This is a genomic window from Amycolatopsis sp. NPDC039088 (genome assembly GCF_055598845.1).
Genome location: NZ_JBVKAE010000032.1, coordinates 79388 through 101017 on the forward strand (window position 1 = coordinate 79388; position 21630 = coordinate 101017).

The 21630-nt window shown below is 69.1% G+C and carries 19 protein-coding genes and 1 pseudogene; 14 read left to right on the top strand and 6 right to left on the bottom strand.

Features of this window, described 5'->3' with window-relative positions; translation table 11 throughout:
• Window positions 1–93: 93 nt before the first annotated feature.
• The 3 genes from ACZ7KI_RS32870 to ACZ7KI_RS32880 all read left to right on the top strand — a co-directional run bounded on the left by ACZ7KI_RS32870 (window position 94) and on the right by ACZ7KI_RS32880 (window position 1595).
• On the top strand, window positions 94–573 hold the full coding sequence (locus ACZ7KI_RS32870; RefSeq protein ID WP_470276925.1) for an Lrp/AsnC family transcriptional regulator: 480 nt from the start codon (window positions 94–96) through the stop codon (window positions 571–573).
• A 132-nt stretch (window positions 574–705) separates the two neighbouring features.
• Window positions 706–972, top strand: a complete 267-nt coding sequence (locus tag ACZ7KI_RS32875) for a hypothetical protein (RefSeq protein ID WP_470276926.1) — start codon at window positions 706–708, stop codon at window positions 970–972.
• A gap of 41 nt (window positions 973–1013) precedes the next feature.
• Window positions 1014–1595 carry a GNAT family N-acetyltransferase gene (locus tag ACZ7KI_RS32880; protein WP_470276927.1) on the top strand — a complete coding sequence of 194 codons (582 nt, stop codon included), beginning with the start codon at window positions 1014–1016 and terminating at the stop codon, window positions 1593–1595.
• Between the two features lie 398 nt (window positions 1596–1993).
• Here ACZ7KI_RS32880 and ACZ7KI_RS32885 read toward each other — a convergent pair whose 3' ends face one another.
• Window positions 1994–2629, bottom strand: coding sequence for a YigZ family protein (locus tag ACZ7KI_RS32885; protein ID WP_470276928.1), 636 nt, complete (start codon window positions 2627–2629; stop codon window positions 1994–1996).
• Window positions 2630–3180: 551 nt separating this feature from the next.
• Here ACZ7KI_RS32885 and gltB point away from each other — a divergent pair.
• The 4 genes from gltB (at window position 3181) to ACZ7KI_RS32905 (ending at window position 11947) form a co-directional block, all read left to right on the top strand.
• Window positions 3181–7719, top strand: a complete 4539-nt coding sequence (gene gltB, locus ACZ7KI_RS32890; RefSeq protein WP_470276929.1) for a glutamate synthase large subunit — start codon at window positions 3181–3183, stop codon at window positions 7717–7719.
• A complete protein-coding gene (locus ACZ7KI_RS32895) occupies window positions 7712–9163 on the top strand; it encodes a glutamate synthase subunit beta (RefSeq protein ID WP_470276930.1) in 1452 nt (483 codons plus the stop codon). Before gltB ends, ACZ7KI_RS32895 begins: the two co-directional genes overlap by 8 nt.
• A gap of 286 nt (window positions 9164–9449) precedes the next feature.
• Window positions 9450–10862 carry a Dyp-type peroxidase gene (locus ACZ7KI_RS32900; protein WP_470276931.1) on the top strand — a complete coding sequence of 471 codons (1413 nt, stop codon included), beginning with the start codon at window positions 9450–9452 and terminating at the stop codon, window positions 10860–10862.
• 296 nt (window positions 10863–11158) lie between these two features.
• The gene (locus ACZ7KI_RS32905) at window positions 11159–11947 is read left to right on the top strand and encodes a DeoR/GlpR family DNA-binding transcription regulator (protein WP_470276932.1); all 789 of its coding nucleotides are present in this window, start codon (window positions 11159–11161) and stop codon (window positions 11945–11947) included.
• A gap of 162 nt (window positions 11948–12109) precedes the next feature.
• Here the strand turns inward: ACZ7KI_RS32905 and ACZ7KI_RS32910 are convergent, their stop codons facing one another.
• Complete coding sequence (locus ACZ7KI_RS32910) at window positions 12110–13003, bottom strand: ROK family protein (RefSeq protein WP_470276943.1); 894 nt, start codon at window positions 13001–13003, stop codon at window positions 12110–12112.
• 208 nt (window positions 13004–13211) lie between these two features.
• Here ACZ7KI_RS32910 and ACZ7KI_RS32915 point away from each other — a divergent pair, with 208 nt between their 5' ends.
• The gene (locus tag ACZ7KI_RS32915) at window positions 13212–13421 is read left to right on the top strand and encodes a CbtB domain-containing protein (RefSeq protein WP_465501614.1); all 210 of its coding nucleotides are present in this window, start codon (window positions 13212–13214) and stop codon (window positions 13419–13421) included.
• Between the two features lie 14 nt (window positions 13422–13435).
• Window positions 13436–14200, top strand: coding sequence for a CbtA family protein (locus ACZ7KI_RS32920; protein ID WP_470276933.1), 765 nt, complete (start codon window positions 13436–13438; stop codon window positions 14198–14200).
• Here the strand turns inward: ACZ7KI_RS32920 and ACZ7KI_RS32925 are convergent.
• Window positions 14181–14990, bottom strand: coding sequence for an SDR family NAD(P)-dependent oxidoreductase (locus ACZ7KI_RS32925; RefSeq protein ID WP_470276934.1), 810 nt, complete (start codon window positions 14988–14990; stop codon window positions 14181–14183). The two genes, ACZ7KI_RS32920 and ACZ7KI_RS32925, sit on opposite strands and share 20 nt — an antisense overlap.
• Before the next feature lie 58 nt (window positions 14991–15048).
• Between ACZ7KI_RS32925 and ACZ7KI_RS32930 the strand changes: the two are divergent.
• A pseudogene (locus tag ACZ7KI_RS32930) lies at window positions 15049–15609 on the top strand (TetR/AcrR family transcriptional regulator); the annotation flags it as partial.
• 33 nt (window positions 15610–15642) lie between these two features.
• Here ACZ7KI_RS32930 and ACZ7KI_RS32935 read toward each other — a convergent pair.
• Both ACZ7KI_RS32935 and ACZ7KI_RS32940 read right to left on the bottom strand, forming a co-directional pair.
• Entirely contained in the window at window positions 15643–17100 is a 1458-nt protein-coding gene (locus ACZ7KI_RS32935) for a cobyric acid synthase (protein WP_470276935.1), read from the bottom strand.
• Window positions 17097–18029 (bottom strand): cobalamin biosynthesis protein, encoded by a 933-nt coding sequence (locus ACZ7KI_RS32940; protein ID WP_470276936.1) that lies wholly within the window; start codon window positions 18027–18029, stop codon window positions 17097–17099. Before ACZ7KI_RS32940 ends, ACZ7KI_RS32935 begins: the two co-directional genes overlap by 4 nt.
• Before the next feature lie 36 nt (window positions 18030–18065).
• Between ACZ7KI_RS32940 and ACZ7KI_RS32945 the strand changes: the two genes are divergently transcribed.
• The 4 genes from ACZ7KI_RS32945 to ACZ7KI_RS32960 are packed head-to-tail and all read left to right on the top strand — an operon-like array spanning window position 18066 to window position 20871.
• The gene (locus ACZ7KI_RS32945) at window positions 18066–18671 is read left to right on the top strand and encodes a bifunctional adenosylcobinamide kinase/adenosylcobinamide-phosphate guanylyltransferase (protein WP_470276937.1); all 606 of its coding nucleotides are present in this window, start codon (window positions 18066–18068) and stop codon (window positions 18669–18671) included.
• A gap of 9 nt (window positions 18672–18680) precedes the next feature.
• Window positions 18681–19700, top strand: coding sequence for a nicotinate-nucleotide--dimethylbenzimidazole phosphoribosyltransferase (cobT, locus tag ACZ7KI_RS32950; protein ID WP_470276938.1), 1020 nt, complete (start codon window positions 18681–18683; stop codon window positions 19698–19700).
• Window positions 19697–20443 (top strand): adenosylcobinamide-GDP ribazoletransferase, encoded by a 747-nt coding sequence (locus ACZ7KI_RS32955; RefSeq protein WP_470276939.1) that lies wholly within the window; start codon window positions 19697–19699, stop codon window positions 20441–20443. Before cobT ends, ACZ7KI_RS32955 begins: the two co-directional genes overlap by 4 nt.
• A gap of 53 nt (window positions 20444–20496) precedes the next feature.
• Window positions 20497–20871, top strand: a complete 375-nt coding sequence (locus tag ACZ7KI_RS32960) for a hypothetical protein (protein ID WP_470276940.1) — start codon at window positions 20497–20499, stop codon at window positions 20869–20871.
• Here the strand turns inward: ACZ7KI_RS32960 and ACZ7KI_RS32965 are convergent.
• Window positions 20852–21484 carry a hypothetical protein gene (locus ACZ7KI_RS32965; RefSeq protein ID WP_470276941.1) on the bottom strand — a complete coding sequence of 211 codons (633 nt, stop codon included), beginning with the start codon at window positions 21482–21484 and terminating at the stop codon, window positions 20852–20854. The genes ACZ7KI_RS32960 and ACZ7KI_RS32965 overlap by 20 nt on opposite strands.
• Window positions 21485–21630: the final 146 nt, after the last annotated feature.

The following is a 21630-nucleotide window of genomic DNA, read 5'->3' on the forward strand; positions in this document are numbered from 1 at the left end:
ATTAGTCGGCTACTCGCGCTGAAGTTAGACTGATCACCAGGTCTATAGGGCTCCTGGCGAACGATATTCGGCAGACTCGGGGAAGGAAGCGTCGTGGACGAACTTGATTCGGCGATCATCCGGGAACTCCAGGCGGATGCGCGGCAGTCGAACCGCGACATCGCCCGCAAGGTCGGCGTCGCGCCGTCGACCTGTCTCGAACGCACGCGGCTGTTGCGGGAACGCGGCGTCATCCGCGGCTATCACGCGGACATCGACCTGCGCAGCCTCAACCGCGGCGTGCAGGCGATGGTCTCGGCGCAGGTGCGGCCGCTGAGCCGGGAGGTGATCGACTCCTTCCAGCGCTCGGTCGCGGAATTGCCGGAGGTCCTTTCCGTCTTCGTCACCGCCGGCAGCGATGATTTCCTGATCCACGTCGCCGCGCAGGACGTCGATCAGCTCCACTCCTTTCTGGTGGATCGATTGTCGAAGCGCAAGGAGATCGTCGGCTTCCGGAGTTCGATCATTTTCCGGCATCTGCGCAAGACCGAGCTGGAACCGCTTCCGCGACGAATACCGGGTGACAACGACTAGGAGTTCACCCTTGATTACGCGACACACCGCCCCTAAGTACGTCCGAAATCCGAGGAATCGCATCGGAGAAGACGGAAACTGTCGGTGGTATGGGTTTAACTGTTCACCAGCGGAACGGAAAGGAGGCACGCCATGGACGCCCGGACCGAGCTGAACCATCGCGAGCGGGCCACCCTGAGAGCCGTGGCCGAGGGCCACGCCGAGATCAGCTGCAGCTGCGAGCCGGACCTGTTCGTCGACGGTCTCGCCTGCTGCGACCAGCACACCGCGCACCGCCTCGCGCGGCTCGGCCTGGTGACGGCCGCCAGGGTCGGACGGTGGGGCGAGCGCGTCCCCGCCCTGCTCACCAAGGCGGGAGCGGCGGCACTGGGGGTCACCACACCGGGGCTGGCCGCGTAAAACGGGTTGCCCTGACGGTTCCCGGGCGCGACGCTTTGCCGATGCGTGTCTTTCTGGAGACCGAACGGCTCCTGCTGCGGCAGTTCACCGGCGACGACGTCGACAATCTGTTCGCGCTCTACGACGACCCCGAAGTGATGCGGTACCTCAATGGGGGCAAACCCGCCGACCGGGCAGAGATCGAAAAGCACGACCTTCCCGCTTTCCTCGGTTACTACGAGCGTTTCCCCGGTTACGGGTTCTGGGCGGCGATCGAGAAAGCCGGCGGGACTTTTCTGGGATGGTTCCATTTCCGGCCGCTGCGCGGTCATCACTCGGACGATCCCGAACTGGGTTACCGGCTGAACCGCTCGTCTTGGGGCAAGGGATACGCGACCGAGGGATCACTCGCGCTCCTGGAGAAGGGCTTCACCGAACTGGGGGTCCAGCGGGTCTGGGCGGGGACGATGGCGGTGAACCTCGGGTCGCGGCGGGTGATGGAGAAGATCGGGATGCGCCACATCCGGACCTATCACGAGGACTTCGACGACCCGATCCCCGGCACGGAGGAGGGCGAGGTCGAGTACGCCATCACCCTCGACGAGTGGCGCGAGCGCCGAAGCGCGGCGCATTCAGAGGACTAAACGCGGCGGGCGGGGAGCCCTCGTCATCGCAAGCCACGAACCGGACGCCGTGAAGGCCTCCTTCCCCACTTTGAGGGTGGGGAAGGGATTTGAGCTCCGTGATCTGCGGTCTTGCTCGCGTGAAGTACATGATGGTCCCCTTCCTTGCGCTAGGCGCAGTGAAGGGGGCCTTCATGTACTGGGAAGCGTTCCGGGGCGGGTGAGGGGAACTTCGAGGGACTCTGGGTCCCTCAAGGAGTCCTTCACGGACCGACCGCTACCACCCCCAGTCACACCAGCACCACCGATAGCGCCCACGCCACGACCCGGACGCCGTGATGGCCTCCTTCCCTACTTTGAGGGTAGGGAAGGAGGCCTTCACGACGGGCCGTGCGATCAGGAGCCCCGCATTTAGTCCTCTAAATGCGGCGGGTGGGGAGCCAGGTCTCGCCGACATCTTCGGCGAGGGCCTCGCCGCCGGTCAGGTCCGCCAGCCAGGAGTGGAAGGCGTCACCCTGGTCCGGCGCGAGGCCGACGTCGAAGTGCGCGACATCCTCGAAGCGGGTCGCGTGCAGCAGGTAGGGCGACGAGCGGAGGTCGTTCTCCAGCCGCCCGGCCCGGTCGTAGTCGACGATGACCTCCACCAGCCGCAACCGCCGATACTCCCGCACCCCGACGACGTCGACGGCTTCCGACACCGCCTGCCCGTACGCGCGGATCAAGCCGCCCGCGCCGAGCAGCACCCCGCCGAAGTACCGGGTCACCACCGCGACGGTGTCGGTCAGCTCCCGGCGCCGGAGTACCTCGAGCATCGGCGTGCCCGCCGTCCCCGCGGGCTCCCCGTCGTCACTGGAGCGCTGGGCCCGACCGTCGGCACCCAGGACGAAGGCGTGGCAATGGTGCCGAGCCGCCGGATCGGCCTTCTTCCGGGCGGCGATCACCTCACGGGCGGCCTCTTCCGAGGTGACCGGCGCGAGGGCGCACAGGAAGCGTGAACGCCGGATTTCGATCTCGTGGACCCCGGTGCCCGCCACGGTCAGGTAACGATCCGCCATCAGCCAAGCCTCTCAAACCAGACGGATCACTCTGCCGTTCGGGCGATCCGACGGTCACGTCAGGTGACCGCAACACCCGCGATACGCACTCCAATGCGCGATCCAGGTCACACTTCAGAGTGACGTGAGCGATCGTTCACGCAGGTCAGCGCGCTGATGCCCCACTCAGTGGACACATCGTTCCAGCCAGTGGGCAGATGATGTTTGAAGTCAACGCCCGCGTGGCATTTCCCACCCCGACCAAGCGACGTATGTCGATAACAGCGATTTCACACTATCGTCATAAGACCGGCGAACCCGGGAGTAACACGTGTACCCGTCAGCCACTCACCACAGCGGCCAGGCGGCACCCACGTGCACAGCAGTACCGATATGCGCATCGGCCGCCCAATGCAGTGCGGCTTTACGAGGCCTGCCCCCGTTTCCGCGGGCGGGATCGTTCCCTCTCGACTGACCATCGCGGTCCCGGACCACTCTGTTAACTGGTTCACGCACGAACCACCCGAACGGAGTGGTACCGGTCGCGCCGACGCCTTGGGAGGCGGCCAGCCGTGACCCACCATGCCAGCTACAAGGGCAGCAAGGCCCCCGAAGGCCTGTACGACCCGGAGTTCGAACATGACGCCTGTGGTGTCGCGTTCGTCGCGGACCTCTCCGGCAAACGCGATCACGGCATCGTCGCCAAAGCACTGATCGCGCTGCGGAACCTGGAACATCGCGGGGCCCGCGGCGCCGACCCGGAGACCGGCGACGGCGCCGGGATCCTCATCCAGGTCCCCGACGAGTTCTATCGCGAGGTCGTCGACTTCGACCTGCCCGAGCCCGGCGCCTACGCCGTCGGCACGGCTTTCCTTCCGCAGGACGAAAACCTCCGCGGCCGGGCGATGACGACCATCGAGCGCGTCGCCGCCGAAGAAGGCATGCGCGTCCTCGGCTGGCGAGACCTTCCCGTCCACACGGAACACGTCGGGACGGGCGCGGCCGAGACCATGCCGCATTTCAGCCAGCTGTTCCTGGCGGGACAGGACGCGTTGGAGGGCCTGGCCCTGGAACGCGCCGCCTTCGTGGTGCGCAAACGCGCCGAGCACGACCTGGCCGGGGACGACGTCTACTTCCCGAGCCTGTCCTCGCGCACGATCGTCTACAAAGGAATGCTCACCGAGCCGCAGGTCGAGAAGTTCTTCGACGACCTCACCGACGAGCGCGTCACCAGCGCCATCGGCCTGGTGCACTCCCGCTTCTCCACCAACACCTTCCCGTCGTGGCCGCTGGCGCACCCGTACCGGTACGTCGCCCACAACGGCGAGATCAACACCCTGCGTGGCAACCGGAACTGGATGGACGCACGCGAGGCGCTGCTCGAATCCGACCTGATCCCCGGTGACCTCAAGCGGATCTACCCCGTCATCACCCGCGGCGCGAGCGACTCGGCGTCCTTCGACGAGGTGCTGGAGCTGCTCCACCTCGGCGGCCGGTCACTGCCGCACGCGGTGCTGATGATGATCCCGGAGGCCTGGGAGAACCACCAGGAGATGGACCCCGCGCGCCGCGCGTTCTACGAGTTCCACTCGACGCTGATGGAACCGTGGGACGGCCCCGCGCTGGTCTCCTTCACCGACGGCACCCAGATCGGCGCGGTGCTCGACCGCAACGGCCTGCGCCCGGCGCGCTACTGGGTCACCGAGGACGGCCTCGTCGTCCTCGCCAGCGAGGTCGGCGTCCTGGAACTGGAGCAGTCCACGATCGTCCGGAAAGGACGGTTGGAGCCGGGCCGCATGTTCCTCGTGGACACCGCCGCGGGGCGGATCGTCGAGGACGAGGAGATCAAGGACCAGCTCGCCACCGCGCACCCGTACGACGAATGGGTCGAGGACGGGCTGCTGCCGCTGGACGGGCTCCCCGAACGCGAGCGGGAGATCCCGCCGCACGCCGCGCTCGTGCGCCGTCAGCAGGCCTTCGGCTACACCGAGGAGGAACTCGACGTCCTGCTCGAACCGATGGCCCGCAATGGCGCGGAGCCGATCGGCTCGATGGGCAACGACTCCCCCATCGCGTCGCTGTCGAGCCGTCCGCGGCTGATCTTCGACTACTTCATCCAGCTCTTCGCCCAGGTGACCAACCCGCCGTTGGACGCGATCCGCGAGGAACTGGTCACCGCGCTCGGCACCCAGCTGGGCGCGCAGCCGAACCTGCTGAGCGGCGACGCGTCGTCGTGCCGCCGGATCGTGCTGCCGTTCCCGGTGCTGGACAACGACGAGTTCGCGAAGCTGGTGCACGTCAACGACGACGGCGACCTGCCGGAGTTCCAGTCGGTCACCGTGCACGGCACCTACGACGTCCACGGCGGCGGCGAGGCCCTCGTCCGGCGGCTCGACGAGATCCGCGCCGAGGTGTCCGCGGCCATCGCCGAGGGCGCGCGGCTGATCGTGCTGTCCGACCGCGGGATCGACGAAGACCACGCGGGTATCCCGTCGCTGCTGCTCACCGGCGCGGTGCACCACCACCTGGTGCGCGAGAAGACCCGCACGCAGGTCGGCCTCATCGTCGAGGCAGGCGACGCGCGCGAGGTCCACCACATCGCGCTGCTGATCGGCTACGGCGTCGCCGCGGTGAACCCGTACCTGGCGATGGCGACCGTCGAGGAGATGGCCGATCAGGGCCTGATCCCCGGCGTCACCGCCAAGCAGGCGACCGCGAACCTCATCAAGGCGCTTGGCAAGGGCGTCCGCAAGACGATGTCGAAGATGGGAGTGTCCACAGTGGCCTCCTACACCGGCGCGCAGATCTTCGAAGCGGTCGGGCTCGGCGAAGAGGTGATCCAGAACTGCTTCACCGGCACCACTTCCCGGCTCGGCGGCGTCGGCTTCGACACGCTCGCACTGGAGGTCGCGCAGCGGCACCGCCGGGCGTTCCCGCGCGACGGGTTCCGCGCGAACCACCGCGAACTGGAGACCGGCTCGGACTACCAGTGGCGCCGCGAGGGCGAACCACATCTGTTCAACCCGCAGACGGTGTTCAAGCTGCAGCACTCCACCCGTGCCGGGAAGTACGAGGTCTTCAAGGAGTACACGAAGGCCGTCGACGACCAGGCGCAGAAGCTGTACACGCTGCGCGGCCTGTTCGACTTCAAGATCGGACAGCGTCCCGCGGTGCCGATCGAGGAGGTCGAGCCGGTCTCCGAGATCGTCAAGCGGTTCGCCACCGGCGCGATCTCCTACGGGTCCATCTCGGCGGAGATGCACGAGACGCTGGCCATCGCGATGAACCGGCTCGGCGGCAAGTCGAACACCGGTGAAGGTGGCGAGGATCCGGAGCGGCTCTACGACCCCGAACGCCGCAGCGCGGTCAAGCAGGTCGCGAGCGGCCGGTTCGGCGTCACGAGCGAGTACCTGGTCAACGCCGACGACATCCAGATCAAGATGGCGCAGGGCGCGAAGCCCGGCGAGGGCGGCCAGCTGCCCGGCGCGAAGGTGTACCCGTGGATCGCGAAGACGCGGCACTCCACGGCGGGCGTCGGGCTGATCTCGCCGCCGCCGCACCACGACATCTACTCGATCGAGGATCTCGCCCAGCTGATCCACGACCTCAAGAACGCCAACCCGGCCGCGCGCATCCACGTGAAGCTCGTGTCCGAGGTCGGCGTCGGCACGGTCGCGGCAGGCGTGTCCAAGGCGCACGCGGACGTCGTGCTCATCTCCGGGCACGACGGCGGCACCGGCGCTTCCCCGCTGTCGTCGATCAAGCACGCCGGCGGGCCGTGGGAACTCGGGCTCGCCGAGACGCAGCAGACGTTGCTGGCCAACCGGCTGCGCGACCGGATCGTGGTGCAGACCGACGGCCAGCTCAAGACCGGCCGCGACGTCGTCATCGCCGCGCTGCTCGGCGCGGAGGAGTTCGGTTTCGCGACCGCGCCGCTGGTGGTGTCCGGCTGCATCATGATGCGGGTGTGTCACCTCGACACCTGCCCGGTCGGCGTCGCGACGCAGAACCCCAAGCTGCGTGAGAAGTTCAGCGGCAAGGCCGAGTACGTGGTGAACTTCTTCGAGTTCATCGCACAGGAGGTCCGGGAGTACCTGGCGGAGCTGGGTTTCCGGTCCATCGCCGAGGCCGTCGGGCACGCGGAGATGCTCGACAAGCGCAAGGCGATCGACCACTGGAAGGCCGCCGGGCTCGACCTGTCGCCGATCTTCCACGTGCCCGAGATGGCTCCCGCCGGACGGCGTCACCAGCAGACGGTGCAGGACCACGGACTGGAGAAGGCACTCGACAACACGCTGATCCAGCTCGCCGAGGGCGCGCTGTCCTCCGGCGACAAGGTCCGGCTGGAACTGCCGGTGCGCAACGTGAACCGCACCGTCGGCACCATGCTGGGTCACGAGCTCACCAAGCGCTGGGGCGGCGAAGGCCTGCCGGACAACACGATCGACGTCACCTTCACCGGGACCGCGGGTCAGTCGTTCGGCGCGTTCGTGCCGAAGGGCATCACCCTGCGGCTCTACGGCGACGGCAACGACTACGTCGGTAAGGGCCTGTCCGGTGGACGGCTCATCGTGCGGCCGCCGAAGGTGGCGCGCTACAACGCCGAAGAGCACATCATCGCGGGCAACGTGATCGGCTACGGCGCGACCAGCGGCGAGATCTTCATCCGCGGCAAGGTCGGCGAGCGGTTCTGCGTGCGTAACTCGGGCGCGCTGGCCGTCGTCGAAGGCGTCGGTGACCACGGTTGCGAATACATGACCGGTGGCCGCGTGGTCGTACTCGGCGCGGTGGGTCGCAACTTCGCGGCCGGTATGTCGGGCGGTGTCTCCTACGTGCTGGACCTGCCGGTGCACCGGGTCAACCCGGAGATGGTCGACGTCGACCCGCTGGATTCGTCCGATGTGGACTTCCTGCGCGAGGCGCTCGAAAAGCATTACGACGAAACGGAGTCCGCGGTCGCGCGCACGCTGCTCGCCGACTGGGAGGCCGCCGTCGAACGGTTCGGCAAGGTCATGCCGAAGGACTACAAGCGGGTGCTCGCGGCGCAGGCGAAGGCCGAACGTGACGGGCGCGACGTGAACGAGGCGATCATGGAGGCCGCACATGGCTGACCCCAAGGGCTTTCTGACCACCACTCGCGAGACGCCGAAGAGCCGTCCCGTCGACCTGCGCCTGATGGACTGGCGCGAGGTGTACGAGGACTTCGCGACGTCGAAGCTGCAGAAGCAGGCCGGACGCTGCATGGACTGCGGTATCCCGTTCTGTCACCAGGGCTGCCCGCTCGGGAACCTCATCCCCGAGTGGAACACGCTGACCTGGCGCGACGATTGGCGCGACGCGGCCGAGCGGCTGCACGCGACCAATAATTTCCCGGAGTTCACCGGGACCCTCTGCCCGGCGCCGTGCGAGACGGCGTGTGTGCTCGGGATCAACGACGATCCCGTCACCATCAAGCGGGTCGAGATCTCGATCATCGACCGGGCCTTCGAAGAAGGCTGGGTCGCGCCGCAGAAGCCGGTGGCGCTCACCGGCAAGAAGGTGGCGGTGGTCGGATCCGGTCCGTCGGGACTCGCCGCGGCGCAGCAGCTCACGCGCGCGGGCCACAGTGTCGTGGTCTTCGAGCGGGCCGACAAGATCGGCGGGCTGCTGCGCTACGGCATCCCCGAGTTCAAGATGGAGAAGCGACGGCTCGACCGGCGTCTCGAGCAGATGCGGGCGGAGGGCACGGAATTCCGCACTTCGGTGAACGTCGGCGTGGACGTCACCGTCGAGGAGCTGAAGTCGTCGTACGACGCGGTGGTCCTCGCCGGTGGCGCGACGGCGTGGCGCGACCTGCCGATCCCGGGCCGCGAGCACGACGGCATCCACCAGGCGATGGAGTTCCTGCCGCCGGCCAACCGGGTCGCGGCCGGTGAACTGGACGTCTCGCCGATCAGTGCCGAAGGCCTCGACGTCGTCGTCATCGGCGGCGGTGACACCGGCGCGGACTGTGTCGGGACCTCGCACCGGCAGGGCGCCAAGTCGGTGACGCAGCTGGAGATCATGCCGAAGCCGCCGCTCGCGCGGTCCGACGCGCATCCCTGGCCGACGTACCCGATGATCTACCGCGTCTCGTCCGCGCACGAAGAGGGCGGCGAGCGGCTGTACTCGGTGAACACCCAGGAATTCCTGGCCGACGCCGACGGGCGCGTCCGCGCGCTGAAGCTGGTCGAGGTGCGCAACGAGGGCGGCAAGTTCGTCCCGGTCCCGGGTACCGAGAAGGAACTCCCGGCACAGCTGGTCCTGCTCGCGATGGGCTTCGTCGGCCCGGAGCGGGAAGGCCTGCTGGAGGCGCTCGACGTCGAATTGGACCAGCGCGGCAACGTCGCCCGCGACAAGGAGTTCAAGACCAGCGTCGACAACGTCTTCGTGGCCGGGGACATGGGTCGCGGCCAATCGCTCATCGTGTGGGCGATCGCCGAAGGCCGCTCCGCCGCGGCGGGCGTCGACGCGTTCCTCACCGGACGTGACGTGCTGCCCGCGCCGATCGCGCCCACCGACCGGCCCATCTCCTGACGCGCGTTTAGTCCTCTAAATGCGGTAGTTCAACGGCGAACTACCGCATTTAGTCCTCTCCTTGCGGTGGTTGCGCGCGCAACTATCGCAAGGAGAGGACTAAATGCGTGGCGTGATCACATCGTTGGTTCTTTCGGGTGAAGAAACCGCCGAAAGGGCTCACTTACCGGTGCGGGCGGCGCGCTTTCGGTATCGGTTGTAGCAAGGGGTAAGGCCCGCGCGGCGGCGGGGACCGGCAAGACCTGCCGGAGCCGTCGAGCGGGATCCGATGAGGGGGTTCCTTGCTATGACCATTGACCTGAGCGCGCCCTTGGAATGGAAGAAGGCGACCGGCGACGCCGCGAAGATGCTCGACGAACTTCAGCCGAACATCCTCAAGGCTCACGCTCGCGACCATTTCTCCGCGCTTTTCCTACGTTTTTCGGAGGCGACGGACGCGAAAACGTTCCTCACGTCGCTCGTCCCGCTGATGAAGTCCGCGAAAACGCATCTGACGGAGGTCGACCGCTTCAAGGCCGAGGGCGTGAAGGGATCGCCCTACGTCGGCACCGGCCTGACCGCGGCGGGCTACCGGTTCCTGAAGATCGACGCGCCGCAAGACAAATCCTTCCTCCTCGGCATGCGCGACCAGGAGACCCGAGAGAAGCTGAACGACCCGCCTCGCTCCACGTTCGACGGCGGATACCACCACGACATCCACGCCGTCGTCATCATCGGCGACGGTGCCGACGCTCCGATGACCGCGCGCCGGAACGAGGTTCTCGCGCTGATTCCGCCGACCGTTTCCGTTGTCGCGGAGGAAACCGGACTCGGCCGGGTGAACGCCCATGGCGAAGGGATCGAACATTTCGGGTACGTCGACGGCCGGAGCCAGCCGCTCTTCCTGGTGGAAGACCTCCGCGAGGAAAAGTCCGAGACGGACGGCATCACCACCTGGGACCCGGCCGCTCCGCTGAGCCAGGTACTCGTCCCGGATCACTCGGCCCCCGATCCCGCCGTGCATTTCGGCAGCTACTTCGTTTTCCGCAAACTGGAACAGAATGTGCGGCGATTCAAGCAGGCCGAGGAGGCGTTGGCGGATCAGCTGGGTCTGGTCGGTGACGATCGGGAACGTGCGGGTGCGATGATCGTCGGCCGGTTCGAGGACGGCACACCGCTGACCGCGCAACGGGAAGACGGAGTGGAAAGCCCGGTACCGAACAACTTCGACTACCAGAGTGACGCCGCCGGCGCGAAATGCCCCTTCCAGGCGCATATCCGGAAGACGAACCCGCGGGGCAGCGGCGGCGCCGAGGAGCCGCCGCTGGAGCGCCTGCACCTGATGGCGCGGCGGGGTGTGCCCTACGGCGAACGGGCCGACGACCCGAACGCCGACCTGCCGCCGTCGGCCCGGCCGAGCGGCGGGGTCGGCCTGCTGTTCATGGCGTTCAATTCGGCACTGGGTGACCAGTTCGAGTTCACCCAGTCGGTCTGGGCGAACAACCCGTCGTTCCCGATTCCCGCCGACGGGGTCAAGCCGCCCGGCCTCGATCCGGTCATCGGCCAGGGGCCGCGCCCGGAATCGGTCTACACCAAGGAATGGGCGGGCACCGAGACGGTGACCGCGGATCCGTTCCCGCAGGCGGTGACGCTGAAGGGTGGCGACTACTTCTTCATGCCGTCACTCGCCTTCCTGCGCGGACTGGGCGGGAAGGGCTGATTTCTCACGCACTGTGGCCGGTTCCGGTCACCGGGCGACTGGATATCCGCTAAACGTCACCGGAACGGACGCAAAGCGGATATCAGTCCGCGGTCGGCGGCACTAGCCTCCGATGCGGGCCGGTTCTGGGCGTACCGGCCACGGGGCGGGCGCCGGTCACACTGGGGGTGGCCGGCGCCCGCTTTCCCCGTTCTCCTCCTTTTCCCGAACCTGCCGCTTCTCCCCGCCCGCACCGCGACGCGTAGTACTTTGTCCGGTGCGGTAAGCGACATCGCGCTTCGGGGAGGGAGCTGGGGATGAATCGGCATGAACGGCTGACGGCCTTATTGGACATGGTGGGAGAGCGGGAAAAAGTCGACGTCGAAGTCTCGGCGGACGAACTCGGTGTCTCCCCCGCGACGATCCGGCGGGACCTCGATCACCTGGCGGGCCGCAATCTCGTGGTCCGCACCCGCGGCGGCGCCGTCGCGAGCAACGTCGCCTACGACCTTCCGTTGCGGCACAAGGCCGCGCGCAACGCGCCGGAGCAGCAACGGATCTCGGCGGCCGCGGCGAGAATGGTCGATCCCGGCATGGTGGTCGGCCTCAACGGCGGCACCACGAGCACCGAGGTGGGCCGCGCGCTCGCCACCCGGCCGGACATGGGTGAGCCGAGTGGCGGCGGCCCGTCGCTCACCGTGGTGACGAACGCGCTCAACATCGCCCACGAACTCGCCGTGCGGCCGAATATCAAGATCGTGGTGACCGGCGGGGTCGCGCGGCAGCAGTCGTTCGATCTGTCCGGCCCGCTGTCGCACCTGTTCCTCGACCAGATCTCGCTGGATCTGGTGTTCCTCGGGGTGGACGCGTTCGACCCGGTGCACGGCGCGCAGGCGCATCACGAGGGCGACGCGAGCACGAACCGGCTGATGGCGGCCCGTGCGCGGCAGGTCGTCGTACTCGCCGACGCCGGGAAACTCGGCGGTCACGCCTTCGCGAAGATCTGCGCGGCCGCCGACGTCGACGTCCTCGTCACCGACGGCCGCGCGGATCCCGAGCGGGTGCACGCCTTCGAGGAGAAAGGCGTGCGAGTCGTCAAGGCTTGACCGATTGGCGAAGCTGAGAAAGACCTGCGAACAGGACCAAACGCGTGAACCCGCCTCGGCCGAAGGCCCCGCTATCGCGGTGGCAGGACGCTTTGCCCGCCATCGTGAGATGGCTGACCAGGCAGCGTCCTGCCGACGTCGATCGCGGACGCGGGTTCACCATCAGGCACTGAGCCGGTCCAACGCCAGAAGGGCCGCGCCGAGCCTGCCCGCCTCGTCGCCGAGTTGCGCGATCCGCAGTTCCGGCATCCGCTGGAACTGCAGGTTCGCGGTGAGCCAGGCACGGACCGGTTCGAGTACGTAGTCGCCCGCGGTGAACAGGCCGCCGCCGAGCACGACGACCTCGGGGGCGAGCAGCGTGACCAGGGTCTTGATGCCGTGACCGAGTCCATCGAGCGCGTCGTTGACGACCGAGATCGCGGCCTCGTCGCCGTGCCGGGCGGCGTCGACGACCTGCTCGGCGCCTTCGGCGGGGCGTCCGGTGTGCTCGCTGTAGCGGCGGGCGATGGCCGACGCCGAGGAGATCGCCTCGAGGCAGCCCGTCGCGCCGCAGCCGCACGACAACCGGTGGCCGACGTCGATGTGCCCGACCTCGCCGCCGAGCCCGCCCGCAGCGTACAGCCTCCCGTCGAGCTGGAGCGCGGCCGCGATCCCTGTGCCGACCGGGATGAAGGCGGCGTCGGCACAGCCTTTGCCCGCGCCGACGCGGAACTCCGCGAGCCCGCCCGCGCGGACGTCGTGCCCGAACGCGAACGGCAGCCCCAGCCTGCTGTCGAGCATTTCGCCGAACGGCACGTTCCGGAAGTCGAGGTTGGCCGAGAACCGCGCCACCCGCTCGACCTCGTCGACGATGCCGGGGATGACCACGCCGACCGCGTCCGGGGTGCCGGTGCCCGCCTGCTTGCCCAGTGTTTCCACGATCCGCGCGACCTGGTCCGCGAGCGCCTCGCCGTCCGCTCCGCGCGCCGTCGGCTCGCGCAAACTGGCCAGATCCTTCAGGTCCGCGTCGTACAAGGCCGCCTTGATGGATGTGCCGCCGACATCGAGTGCCGCCACCGCAGGTGTCATACCCGCGATTGTCACATTGACCGGACGCTTTGCGGAGACCTACGCTCGACCGGCCAGACGACGGTATCCGGAACGCGGTGAGATTCCGCGCGGTCGCGCCACTGTGACCTCGGACCGGCAGGTTCGGGGAAGCCAGACCCGGCGCCGTCGTGTCACCCCTGAAGAGGCCGCGCTAGCCCGAGGAGGTCCCACCGCCATGTCGTCCCCCGCGGTAACCGCAATTCCCGTCCCGATCCGGATCCCCGTCCGCGAGATCCTGCCCTGGGCGGTGCTCGTCATCCTCCTTTCGCTGATCACGCTGTACTTCGTCAGCGCCGAGCAGGGTGCGGTGTCGGTGTTCGCGAACTCGTACGTCCACGAGTTCGTCCACGACGGCCGGCACCTGCTGGCCTTCCCCTGCCACTAGGCGGCACGCGCCCCATGATGAGGACCTTGCTGGTCCGCGGCATGCTCGCGGGCCTGGTCGCTGGTGTCTTGGCGACCCTTTTCGCCTATTTCTTCGGTGAGCCTTCGGTCGATACCGCCATCGGTCTCGAAGGCACCTCCGCGCACTCGCACAGTGCCCCCGGCGCCCACGAGCACGCCGCGCCGGAGGCGGCGGAGGAAGAACTCGTGACCCGTGGTGTGCAGAGCACGGTGGGCCTGCTGACCGGTGTCGGGCTCTACGGCGTCGCCGTCGGCGGGCTGTTCTCGCTGGCGTTCGCCTTCGTCTACGGACGGCTCGGCACACTGCGGCCCCGGGTGACCGCCGCCCTGCTCACCGGCGGCGCCTTCGTGGTCGTGTTCCTGGTGCCGTTCCTGAAGTACCCGGCGAATCCACCGGCCGTCGGGCAGGCGGGCACCATCGGGAGCCGGACCTCGCTGTATTTCGGCTTCGTGGCGCTTTCACTGCTCATCGGCATCCTCGCCGCGGCGTTCGGCCGAAAGCTGGCCGACAAGATCGGCGCCTGGCGTGGCGGTCTGATCGCCTCGGGCGGGTACATCGTGCTGATCGCGGTGGCGGCGGCGTTGTTGCCGTCGATCGACGAGGTCCCCGCCGAGGTCCCCGGGTCCACGCTGTGGACCTTCCGGCTGGCCTCGGTCGGCACGCAGGTGGTGCTGTGGACCGCGCTCGGCCTGGTCTTCGGCGCGCTGGTCGAGAAGGCCCTGGCGCGTAAGGAAGTCACTAGCCCGCAGCCCGGCTGACCGATTCCCGGGACCGCCACTCCGCGACACGTTCGTGGTGCAGGGCCACGATGACGTCGAAGTCCCCGTCGCCGAGCAGAAGGCGGCGGGGTGGCGCGTCGTCGGCCACCAGATCGAGGACGGCCTCGGCGACCCTCACCGGGTCGCCGGGGACACCGTCGGCGTACTTCGCCATCAGCGCCGCGCGCACCGGGTCGTAGGCGGCGTTCATCGGTGACATCCTGAGGCTGGCGCCCATGAAGTCGGTCGCGTAGATCCGCGGCTCGACCAGCGTCACGTGGATGCCGAATCCTTCGACCTCCTGCGCGAGCGCGTCACTGAGGCCTTCGAGGGCGAACTTGCTCGCGTTGTAGAGCCCCATGGTCGGCACCGCCATCAGGCCGCTGACGCTCGACATCTGCAGGATGCGGCCCGCGCCCTGCTTCCGCAGCACCGGGAGCACGGCCTGGGTGACCCACAGCGTGCCGAAGAAGTTCGTCTCCATGATGGCGCGCGCGTCGTCCTCCCCGACCTCTTCGACCGCGCCCATGAGGCCGTGACCGGCGTTGTTGACGACGACGTCGAGCCGGCCGAACGCCTCGGCCGCCTTCTCGACGGTCACGAAGACGGCGGCTCTGTCCGTGACGTCCAGCGGCAGGACGACCAATCCGCCTTCGCTCGCGGCCACCAAGTCGGCCAAGTCCTCCGGGCGGCGGGCGGTGCCGACGACGTTGTCCCCCGCCTTGAGCGCGTGCTCGGTGATGAGGCGACCGAACCCACGGCTTACTCCAGTGATGAACCAGGTGCGCATTTCGTCTCCTTGACTCGGCGAGACGGTCCGTCTCGTCTCGTGGTGCTACGATACCGCCATGGCTGAAAACGTCAAGGCCCCGGATCCGACCCGGCGCAGCGAACGCTCCCGGCAGGCGATCCTGACCGCGACGACCGAACTGCTCGGCGAGGTCGGCTATCCGAAACTGGCGGTCGAGGCGATCGCGGCCCGGGCGGGGGTCGGGAAACAGACGATCTACCGGTGGTGGCCGGACAAGGGCGCACTGGTGCTGGACGCGTACTTGACGCTGGTCCAAGGGACGGGCGAGCTGGGCTTCCCGGACACCGGCGATCTGGAGGCGGATCTGCGCACAGCACTCCGGTCCACTGTGGACCCCTTGGCGGAGAGCGGCTTCGAGGCGTTCTACCGCGCGTTGATGACCGCGATCCAGGGCGACGCGAAACTGTCGGCGGAACTCGACGAGCGGCTGATGAGGCCCTGGCTGGAGGCGACCAAGGCACGATTCCGGGCGGGAGCCGAGGCGGGGCAGATCGACGGCGCCGACATCGACGACGCGGTGGACCTGTACTACGGAGCTGTCTACTACCGGTGGCTGCTGCGGACCGGACCGCTCACCGAGGGGTTCGTCGAGTCGGTGGTCCGGCTGGTGCTGCGCGCGCTGCGGTTCCGCTCAGGCGCCGGGCGGGACGAAGGGCAGGTCGACGTCGACGCCCGTTTCGATCAGACGCAGGAGCCGCGCGGTGCCGACGTGTTCCTCGACGGCGTCGGCGAGCCGGTCCAGCATGCTCTCCCGCAGCGAGCCGAACCCCAGCGCTCCGGGGGCGGGTGACCAGTCCGCCACTTCGCCCAGCCAGGCGCGACGGAAACCGTCGTTCTCGAAGGCACCGTGCCACATCGTGCCCCAGACCGGCCCGCTCCGGTATCCGTCCAAAAAGGACTCGGCGGGCCCGGTCGCCGAGATCACGCCGTGGTGGATTTCGTACGCCTCCACCGGCTGGCCGCGCCATTCACCGGCGGGACGGGCCAGCACCTTGTCGGCACTGAACGAGACCCTGGTCGGCAGCAGCCCGAGGCCGGGAACCGTGCCCGCGCCGGACTCGACGTCGTCCTCGATCTCGGCGGCCAGCATCTGGTAGCCACCGCAGATCCCGAGTACCGGACGGCCCGCACCGGCACGTTTTTCGACCGCGGCGGCGAGCCCGCGGGCCCGCAGCCACGCCAGATCGTCCACGGTGGCACGGGAACCCGGCAGGATCACCACATCGGCGGACAGGACCGTGTCCGGATCCGCGGTCAGCGCGACCGAGACCCCCGGCTCCGCGGCCAAAGCGTCTACATCGGTCGCGTTGGAGGCGCGCGGGAACCGTACGACCGCGACCCGCAGGGCGCCACCGGTGGCGCCCCAGCCCGCCGCGGCCAAGGCGTCCTCGGAGTCGATCCACACCTGGTCGAGCCATGGCAGCACACCGAAGACCTCGCGGCCGGTGAGTTTCTCCAGCGTCTCCAGCCCCGGCCGGAGCAGGCCGACGTCACCGCGGAACTTGTTGACCAGCCAGCCCGAGACCAGCGCCTGGTCTTCGGCGGAGAGGAGCGCGAGGGTTCCGAACATCGCGGCCATGACGCCGCCGCGGTCGATGTCGCCGACGACCACCACCGGCAGGCCGAACCGCCGCGCCAGCCCCATGTTGACGTAGTCGCCCTCGCGCAGGTTGATCTCGGCCGGGCTGCCCGCGCCTTCGCACAGCACGACGTCGAAGCGCCGCCTCAGGGAGGCGAAGGTGTCGAAGGCGATCTCGGCGAGCCCCGCCCGGCCGGTCGCGTACTCCCCCGCTTCCAGCGTGCCGAACGGTTTCCCGAGCGCGACGACATGGCTGCGGCGGTCGCTGCCGGGTTTCAGCAGGACCGGGTTCATCGCGGCCTCGGGTTCGACGCGGGCCGCCCGCGCCTGGAGCCATTGCGCGCGGCCGATCTCGGCGCCGTCCGCGCACACCATCGAGTTGTTCGACATGTTCTGCGACTTGAACGGCGCGACCCGCACCCCGCGTCGGGCGAGCCAGCGGCAGAGCGCGGCGGTGACCAGGCTCTTGCCCGCGTCCGACGTCGTACCCGCGACGAGCAGGCCGCTCACCGCGTGACCGCCACCGCGACGGCCAGCGCGGCGAGACCGACCGCTCTCGACAGCCGGACCGCGCGGCGCACGTCCACCGGTTCCGGCTCGCGGCCGTCACCGAGGAGGCCGCGCCGCTCGCTGCGGCCGCCGTAGCTGTTCGTCCCGCCGAGCCGGACCCCGAGCGCGCCGGCGAAAGCGGCCTCGACCTGGCCTGCGTTGGGACTCGGGTGGTGCTTCCCGTCGCGGCGCCAGGTCCGGAACGCGGGTTTGGCGAAGCCACCGGCCAGTGGCGCCGACCCCACGGTCAGCACCGCGCCGACGCGGGACGGGACCAGGTTGGCCAGATCGTCCGCGCGCGCCGAGGCCCAGCCGAAGTTCGCGTACTTCGGCGAGCGGTAGCCGACCATCGCGTCCAGGGTGTTGAGCGCGCGGTACCCCACCAGCCCGGGGATTCCGGCGACCGCTCCCCACAGCAGTGGCGCGACGACGGCGTCCGAGGTGTTCTCGGCGATGGACTCGGTGGTCGCGCGCGCGAGCTGCTCGGTGTCGAGCCCGGTGGCGTCGCGGGCGCACAGGTGCGACAGCCGCTGCCTCGCGCCGGGCAGATCGCCGTCGTCGAGCAGCCGGGCCATCCGCGTGCCCTCCGCCGCGAGCCCGCGTCCGCCCAGAACCACCCAGGTGGACGCCGCGGTGAGCGCGAACCGCGCGAACGGCCGCTTCTTGGTCAGCAACTGCGCGGCGACCCCCAATCCGGTGACGGTCCCCGCGCAGGCGGCGGTGTACGCGGCACCCCGAACCTTCGAATCCGCCCAAACCCGCTGTTCAAGGGCTTGCGCGGCGCGGCCGAAGCCGGCGACCGGATGCCATCGTCGTGGATCTCCGAAGACGGCGTCGGCGACGTAACCGGTAACGAGTCCGGCTGCGGTGGCGGCTTGTCGGAGTGGCACGTGGCGAACCGTAGCGCGTGCACGAGAATGCGGGGTATGACCAAGCTGACGCATCGCCTCGCGGGGGTTCTGGAGACTCTCGCGCGGGCACTTCGCCGCTATTCGCGCGACGACGGCAAGGTGCTGATACTGGGCGGCGTCCGCTCCGGGAAGTCGCATCACGCCGAGCGGCTCGCGTCCCGCCACCCGCACCTGACCTACCTCGCGCCCGGACTGCCGCCGAGCGCCGAGGATCCCGAATGGGCCGCTCGCGTGGCCGCGCATCGCGCGCGGCGGCCGAGCACCTGGAAGACGGTCGAGACCACCGATCTGGCCACGGTGCTGCGCACGGCGACGCATCCGCTGCTCATCGACTGCCTCGGCACCTGGATCAGCCGTGTTCTCGATGAGGTCGGCGCCTGGGAGCAGCGCGCGGGCTGGGAACGGCGGCTCGACGAGCGGCTCGAGGACTTCCTGGCGGCGTGGGCGCAGGCCGGCGTGCCGGTGATCGCGGTCAGCAACGAGGTCGGCAGCGGTGTGGTGCCCGCGACGGTGTCGGGACGTGTGTTCCGTGATGTGCTTGGCGCGCTGAACAACCGGGTGTCCGCCCTTTCCGATCGGACCGTGCTGGTCGTCGCCGGGCGGACGCTCGACCTGCCTTAGGGAGCCGCTATGCGTTTCGCCATCGCCACCCCCGACGCCGCCGCCGAAGCCGCCGCGCGCACCAGACTGGACGGCCTGGTCAAGCCGCTGGGTTCGCTGGGACGGCTCGAAGACCTCGCCGCGTGGCTCAGCGCCGCGCACGGCGTCGTCCCGCCGCGGCCGCTGGACGACGTCCGGGTGGTCGTGTTCGCCGGGGACCACGGGGTTTCCGGTATGTCGGCGTATCCGCGCGAGGTCACCGCGGCGATGGTCCGGGTGTTCCTCGCCGGGAAGAGCGGCGTCGGCGTGCTGGCCGAACTGGCCGGGGCGAAGGTGCGGGCGCTGGACATCGCGGTGGACTGGGACGGCGGGGACGTGCCCGCCGAGGTCACCGCGCACAAGGTGCGGCGGGGTTCCGGCTCGATCGACGTCGAGGACGCCCTTTCCGAAGGTGAGGCGCGCACGGCGTTCGAACACGGCCTCGCGATCGCGGACGAGGAGATCGACGGCGGCGCGGATCTGCTCATCCCCGGCGACATGGGGATCGGCAACACGACGGTCTGCGCGGCCGTGGTCGCTTCGGTACTCGGCCTGGCCGCGGAAGAAGTCGTCGGCACGGGGACGGGCATCGACGAGGACGGGCGGGCGCGGAAGGTCGCGGTCGTCGAAGCCGCGTTGGCGCGGGCCGGGGCGATGAAGGACCCCTTCGCGGTGTTGACCGCGCTCGGCAGCGCCTGTCTCGCCGCGACGGCGGGCTTCCTCGTACAGGCCGCGGTCCGCGGCGTCCCGGTGCTGCTCGACGGTGTCTTCTCCGGCGCGGCCGCGCTCGTGGCCAGGGAGATGGCGCCGGGTGCGGAGCAGTGGTGGCTGGCGGGACATCGTTCCACCGAGCCCTCGCAAGCGTTTGCGTTGAAGGCGCTCGGCCTGGAACCGATCCTCGACCTCGGGCTGCGGCTCGGTGAGGGCAGCGGCGCGGTGCAGGCGGTGCCGACGCTGAGGGCGGCGCGGGCGATCCTCGCGGAGATGGGCCTGCTGGCGGATCTCGCTTGATCGGCGACGCGCTGAAGATGGCTGTCGGCACCCTGACCACGGTCCGGGTGCCCGCGCCGGGGGTGATCGACCGGCGGGTGGCCGGGGGCGCGATGCTCCTCGGCCCACTGGCCGCCCTGCCGCTCGCGGCCGTCGCCGCCGTGCTCGTCTACTTGGGTGAACTCGTCGGCCTGCCCGCCTTCGCGTCGGCGGCACTCGCGTTGGGTGCGGTGGCGCTGGGCAGTCGCGGGCTTCATCTGGACGGCCTCGCCGACACGGCTGACGGGCTCGGCGCCTCCTACGACCGCGCGCGGGCGCTGGAGGTCATGCGCCGCGGGGACTCCGGGCCGACCGGGATCGCGACGCTCGTGCTGGTCCTGCTCGTGCAGGTCGGCGCGCTGTCCGGGGCGATCACGGCCGGGCACGGGATAGCGGCGGCCGCGATCGCGGTCGTCGCCGGACGCGGCGTGCTTTCCCTGTGCTGCGCGCGGGGTGTCCCCTCCGCGCGGCCTGAGGGTTTGGGCGCGACCGTCGCCGGTTCGGTGCCGGTGTGGGCGGCCGCGGCGGTGTTCGTCGTGCTCGCGGGTTCGGCGGCGCTGGTGCTTCCTTGGTGGCAAGGCTTGGTCGCGGTGGTGGTCGGCTATCTGGCCGCGTCGGCGTTGCTGGCGCGGTGCGTTCAGCGGCTGGGCGGAGTCACCGGAGACGTGCTCGGGGGCTGTGTCGAGGTCGCCGTCGCGGGGGTCTTGCTGGCTTCGTCGTTCTGACGGAGGCAACTTTCCGGGCCGTTCGCGCGTGGACGCGGTGAACGGGAGGTCCGATGCGCACTGTCTGGCTTGTTTCGGCCGCGCTCGCCGCGCTGGCGGTGGTGGCCGCCCTGACCGGTTCCCCACGCTCCGAGGGCGTCCCGTCGGCTCCCCCGGTCGCGGTCTTCCCGCCGACGAAGTCGCTCCCGTTCGCGCTGTACACCCATTGCGGCATCGACGAAGCGCTCGTCGACGGCGTCTACTTCGAGGCCGACCGGCCGCTGATCGGCGAGGCGTTCAGTGCCCCGCCCGGCTGGGACAATCCGTACCAACGCGGCACGATCAACTTGCCGAGCACGGGCCGCGCGGTGTTCCGGGACCACCTCGGCCATGAGGTCACCTTTCACGCTCGTCCGGGCGCGAACGCGTTCAAGCGGATTTGCGACTGACGTCGTCCATCGCCAGCTTTTCGTCGATTTCCGGAAGCCAGAAGCACAGTTCGAGGGTCTTCATCCCAGCCCAGAGCCCGAGTTTGCGGCCCTGCGAAACCAGCGTGAGCGCCGCGAGCATGAGCAGCACCGCCATTCCGGCGGCGATGAACGGGTGCTTGCCGGTGAAGATCTCGACGATCGCCGCGACCGCCCCGAACAGCAGCGGCGGCGCACAGTTGCGCACCATGAGTCCGGACGCGCGCAACCGGGTGACATCGACCGCGACGTCCTTGTCGTGCAGTTGCAGCGCGCACAGCAGGAGATGCGGGCTCTCGTTCAGATACGGGCGGTCCTTGGCCGACGGCATCCGGCGGAGGAACTCCTCGGCGGGGATTCGCTGCCGCCTGCGCGGCACGATCCGTTCCATGGCGTCACCGAGCGGATAGGCCAGATAGCCCAACAGGAAGCTCAGCACCACGATCACCACGACCAGCACCACGGTGGGCACCCCGCCGATACTCGCCGCGGTGAGGAGGTGGAGCTTTGTCCCGAGGTAACCGAAGAACGCGACGTACAGCGCGCCGGGGATGGTGTAGGCGAAGAGATCGAAGACGCCGATCGCGAAGTTCACCGGCTCATCCAACCATCTTTGGCCGGCGGGTGGTCGTGAGTGGCGATTCGGGTTCTATTGATCCGTAAGGCAAATGTGGCGTGGTCAGTCTGCGGCGTAGCGGACTTCTTCCTTGCCGAAGAAGGCTTTCACGTGGTCGGGTTGGT

Excerpts from the sequence above, each read along its gene's own strand:
- ACZ7KI_RS32875 (WP_470276926.1), top strand. The coding sequence starts at position 706 with ATGGACGCCCGGACCGAGCTGAACCATCGCGAGCGGGCCACCCTGAGA.
- ACZ7KI_RS32880 (WP_470276927.1), top strand. The coding sequence starts at position 1,014 with ATGCGTGTCTTTCTGGAGACCGAACGGCTCCTGCTGCGGCAGTTCACC.
- ACZ7KI_RS32885 (WP_470276928.1), bottom strand. The coding sequence starts at position 2,629 with ATGGCGGATCGTTACCTGACCGTGGCGGGCACCGGGGTCCACGAGATC.
- ACZ7KI_RS32895 (WP_470276930.1), top strand. The coding sequence starts at position 7,712 with ATGGCTGACCCCAAGGGCTTTCTGACCACCACTCGCGAGACGCCGAAG.
- ACZ7KI_RS32900 (WP_470276931.1), top strand. The coding sequence starts at position 9,450 with ATGACCATTGACCTGAGCGCGCCCTTGGAATGGAAGAAGGCGACCGGC.
- ACZ7KI_RS32905 (WP_470276932.1), top strand. The coding sequence starts at position 11,159 with ATGAATCGGCATGAACGGCTGACGGCCTTATTGGACATGGTGGGAGAG.
- ACZ7KI_RS32915 (WP_465501614.1), top strand. The coding sequence starts at position 13,212 with ATGTCGTCCCCCGCGGTAACCGCAATTCCCGTCCCGATCCGGATCCCC.
- ACZ7KI_RS32920 (WP_470276933.1), top strand. The coding sequence starts at position 13,436 with ATGATGAGGACCTTGCTGGTCCGCGGCATGCTCGCGGGCCTGGTCGCT.
- ACZ7KI_RS32925 (WP_470276934.1), bottom strand. The coding sequence starts at position 14,990 with ATGCGCACCTGGTTCATCACTGGAGTAAGCCGTGGGTTCGGTCGCCTC.
- ACZ7KI_RS32945 (WP_470276937.1), top strand. The coding sequence starts at position 18,066 with ATGACCAAGCTGACGCATCGCCTCGCGGGGGTTCTGGAGACTCTCGCG.
- cobT (WP_470276938.1), top strand. The coding sequence starts at position 18,681 with ATGCGTTTCGCCATCGCCACCCCCGACGCCGCCGCCGAAGCCGCCGCG.
- ACZ7KI_RS32960 (WP_470276940.1), top strand. The coding sequence starts at position 20,497 with ATGCGCACTGTCTGGCTTGTTTCGGCCGCGCTCGCCGCGCTGGCGGTG.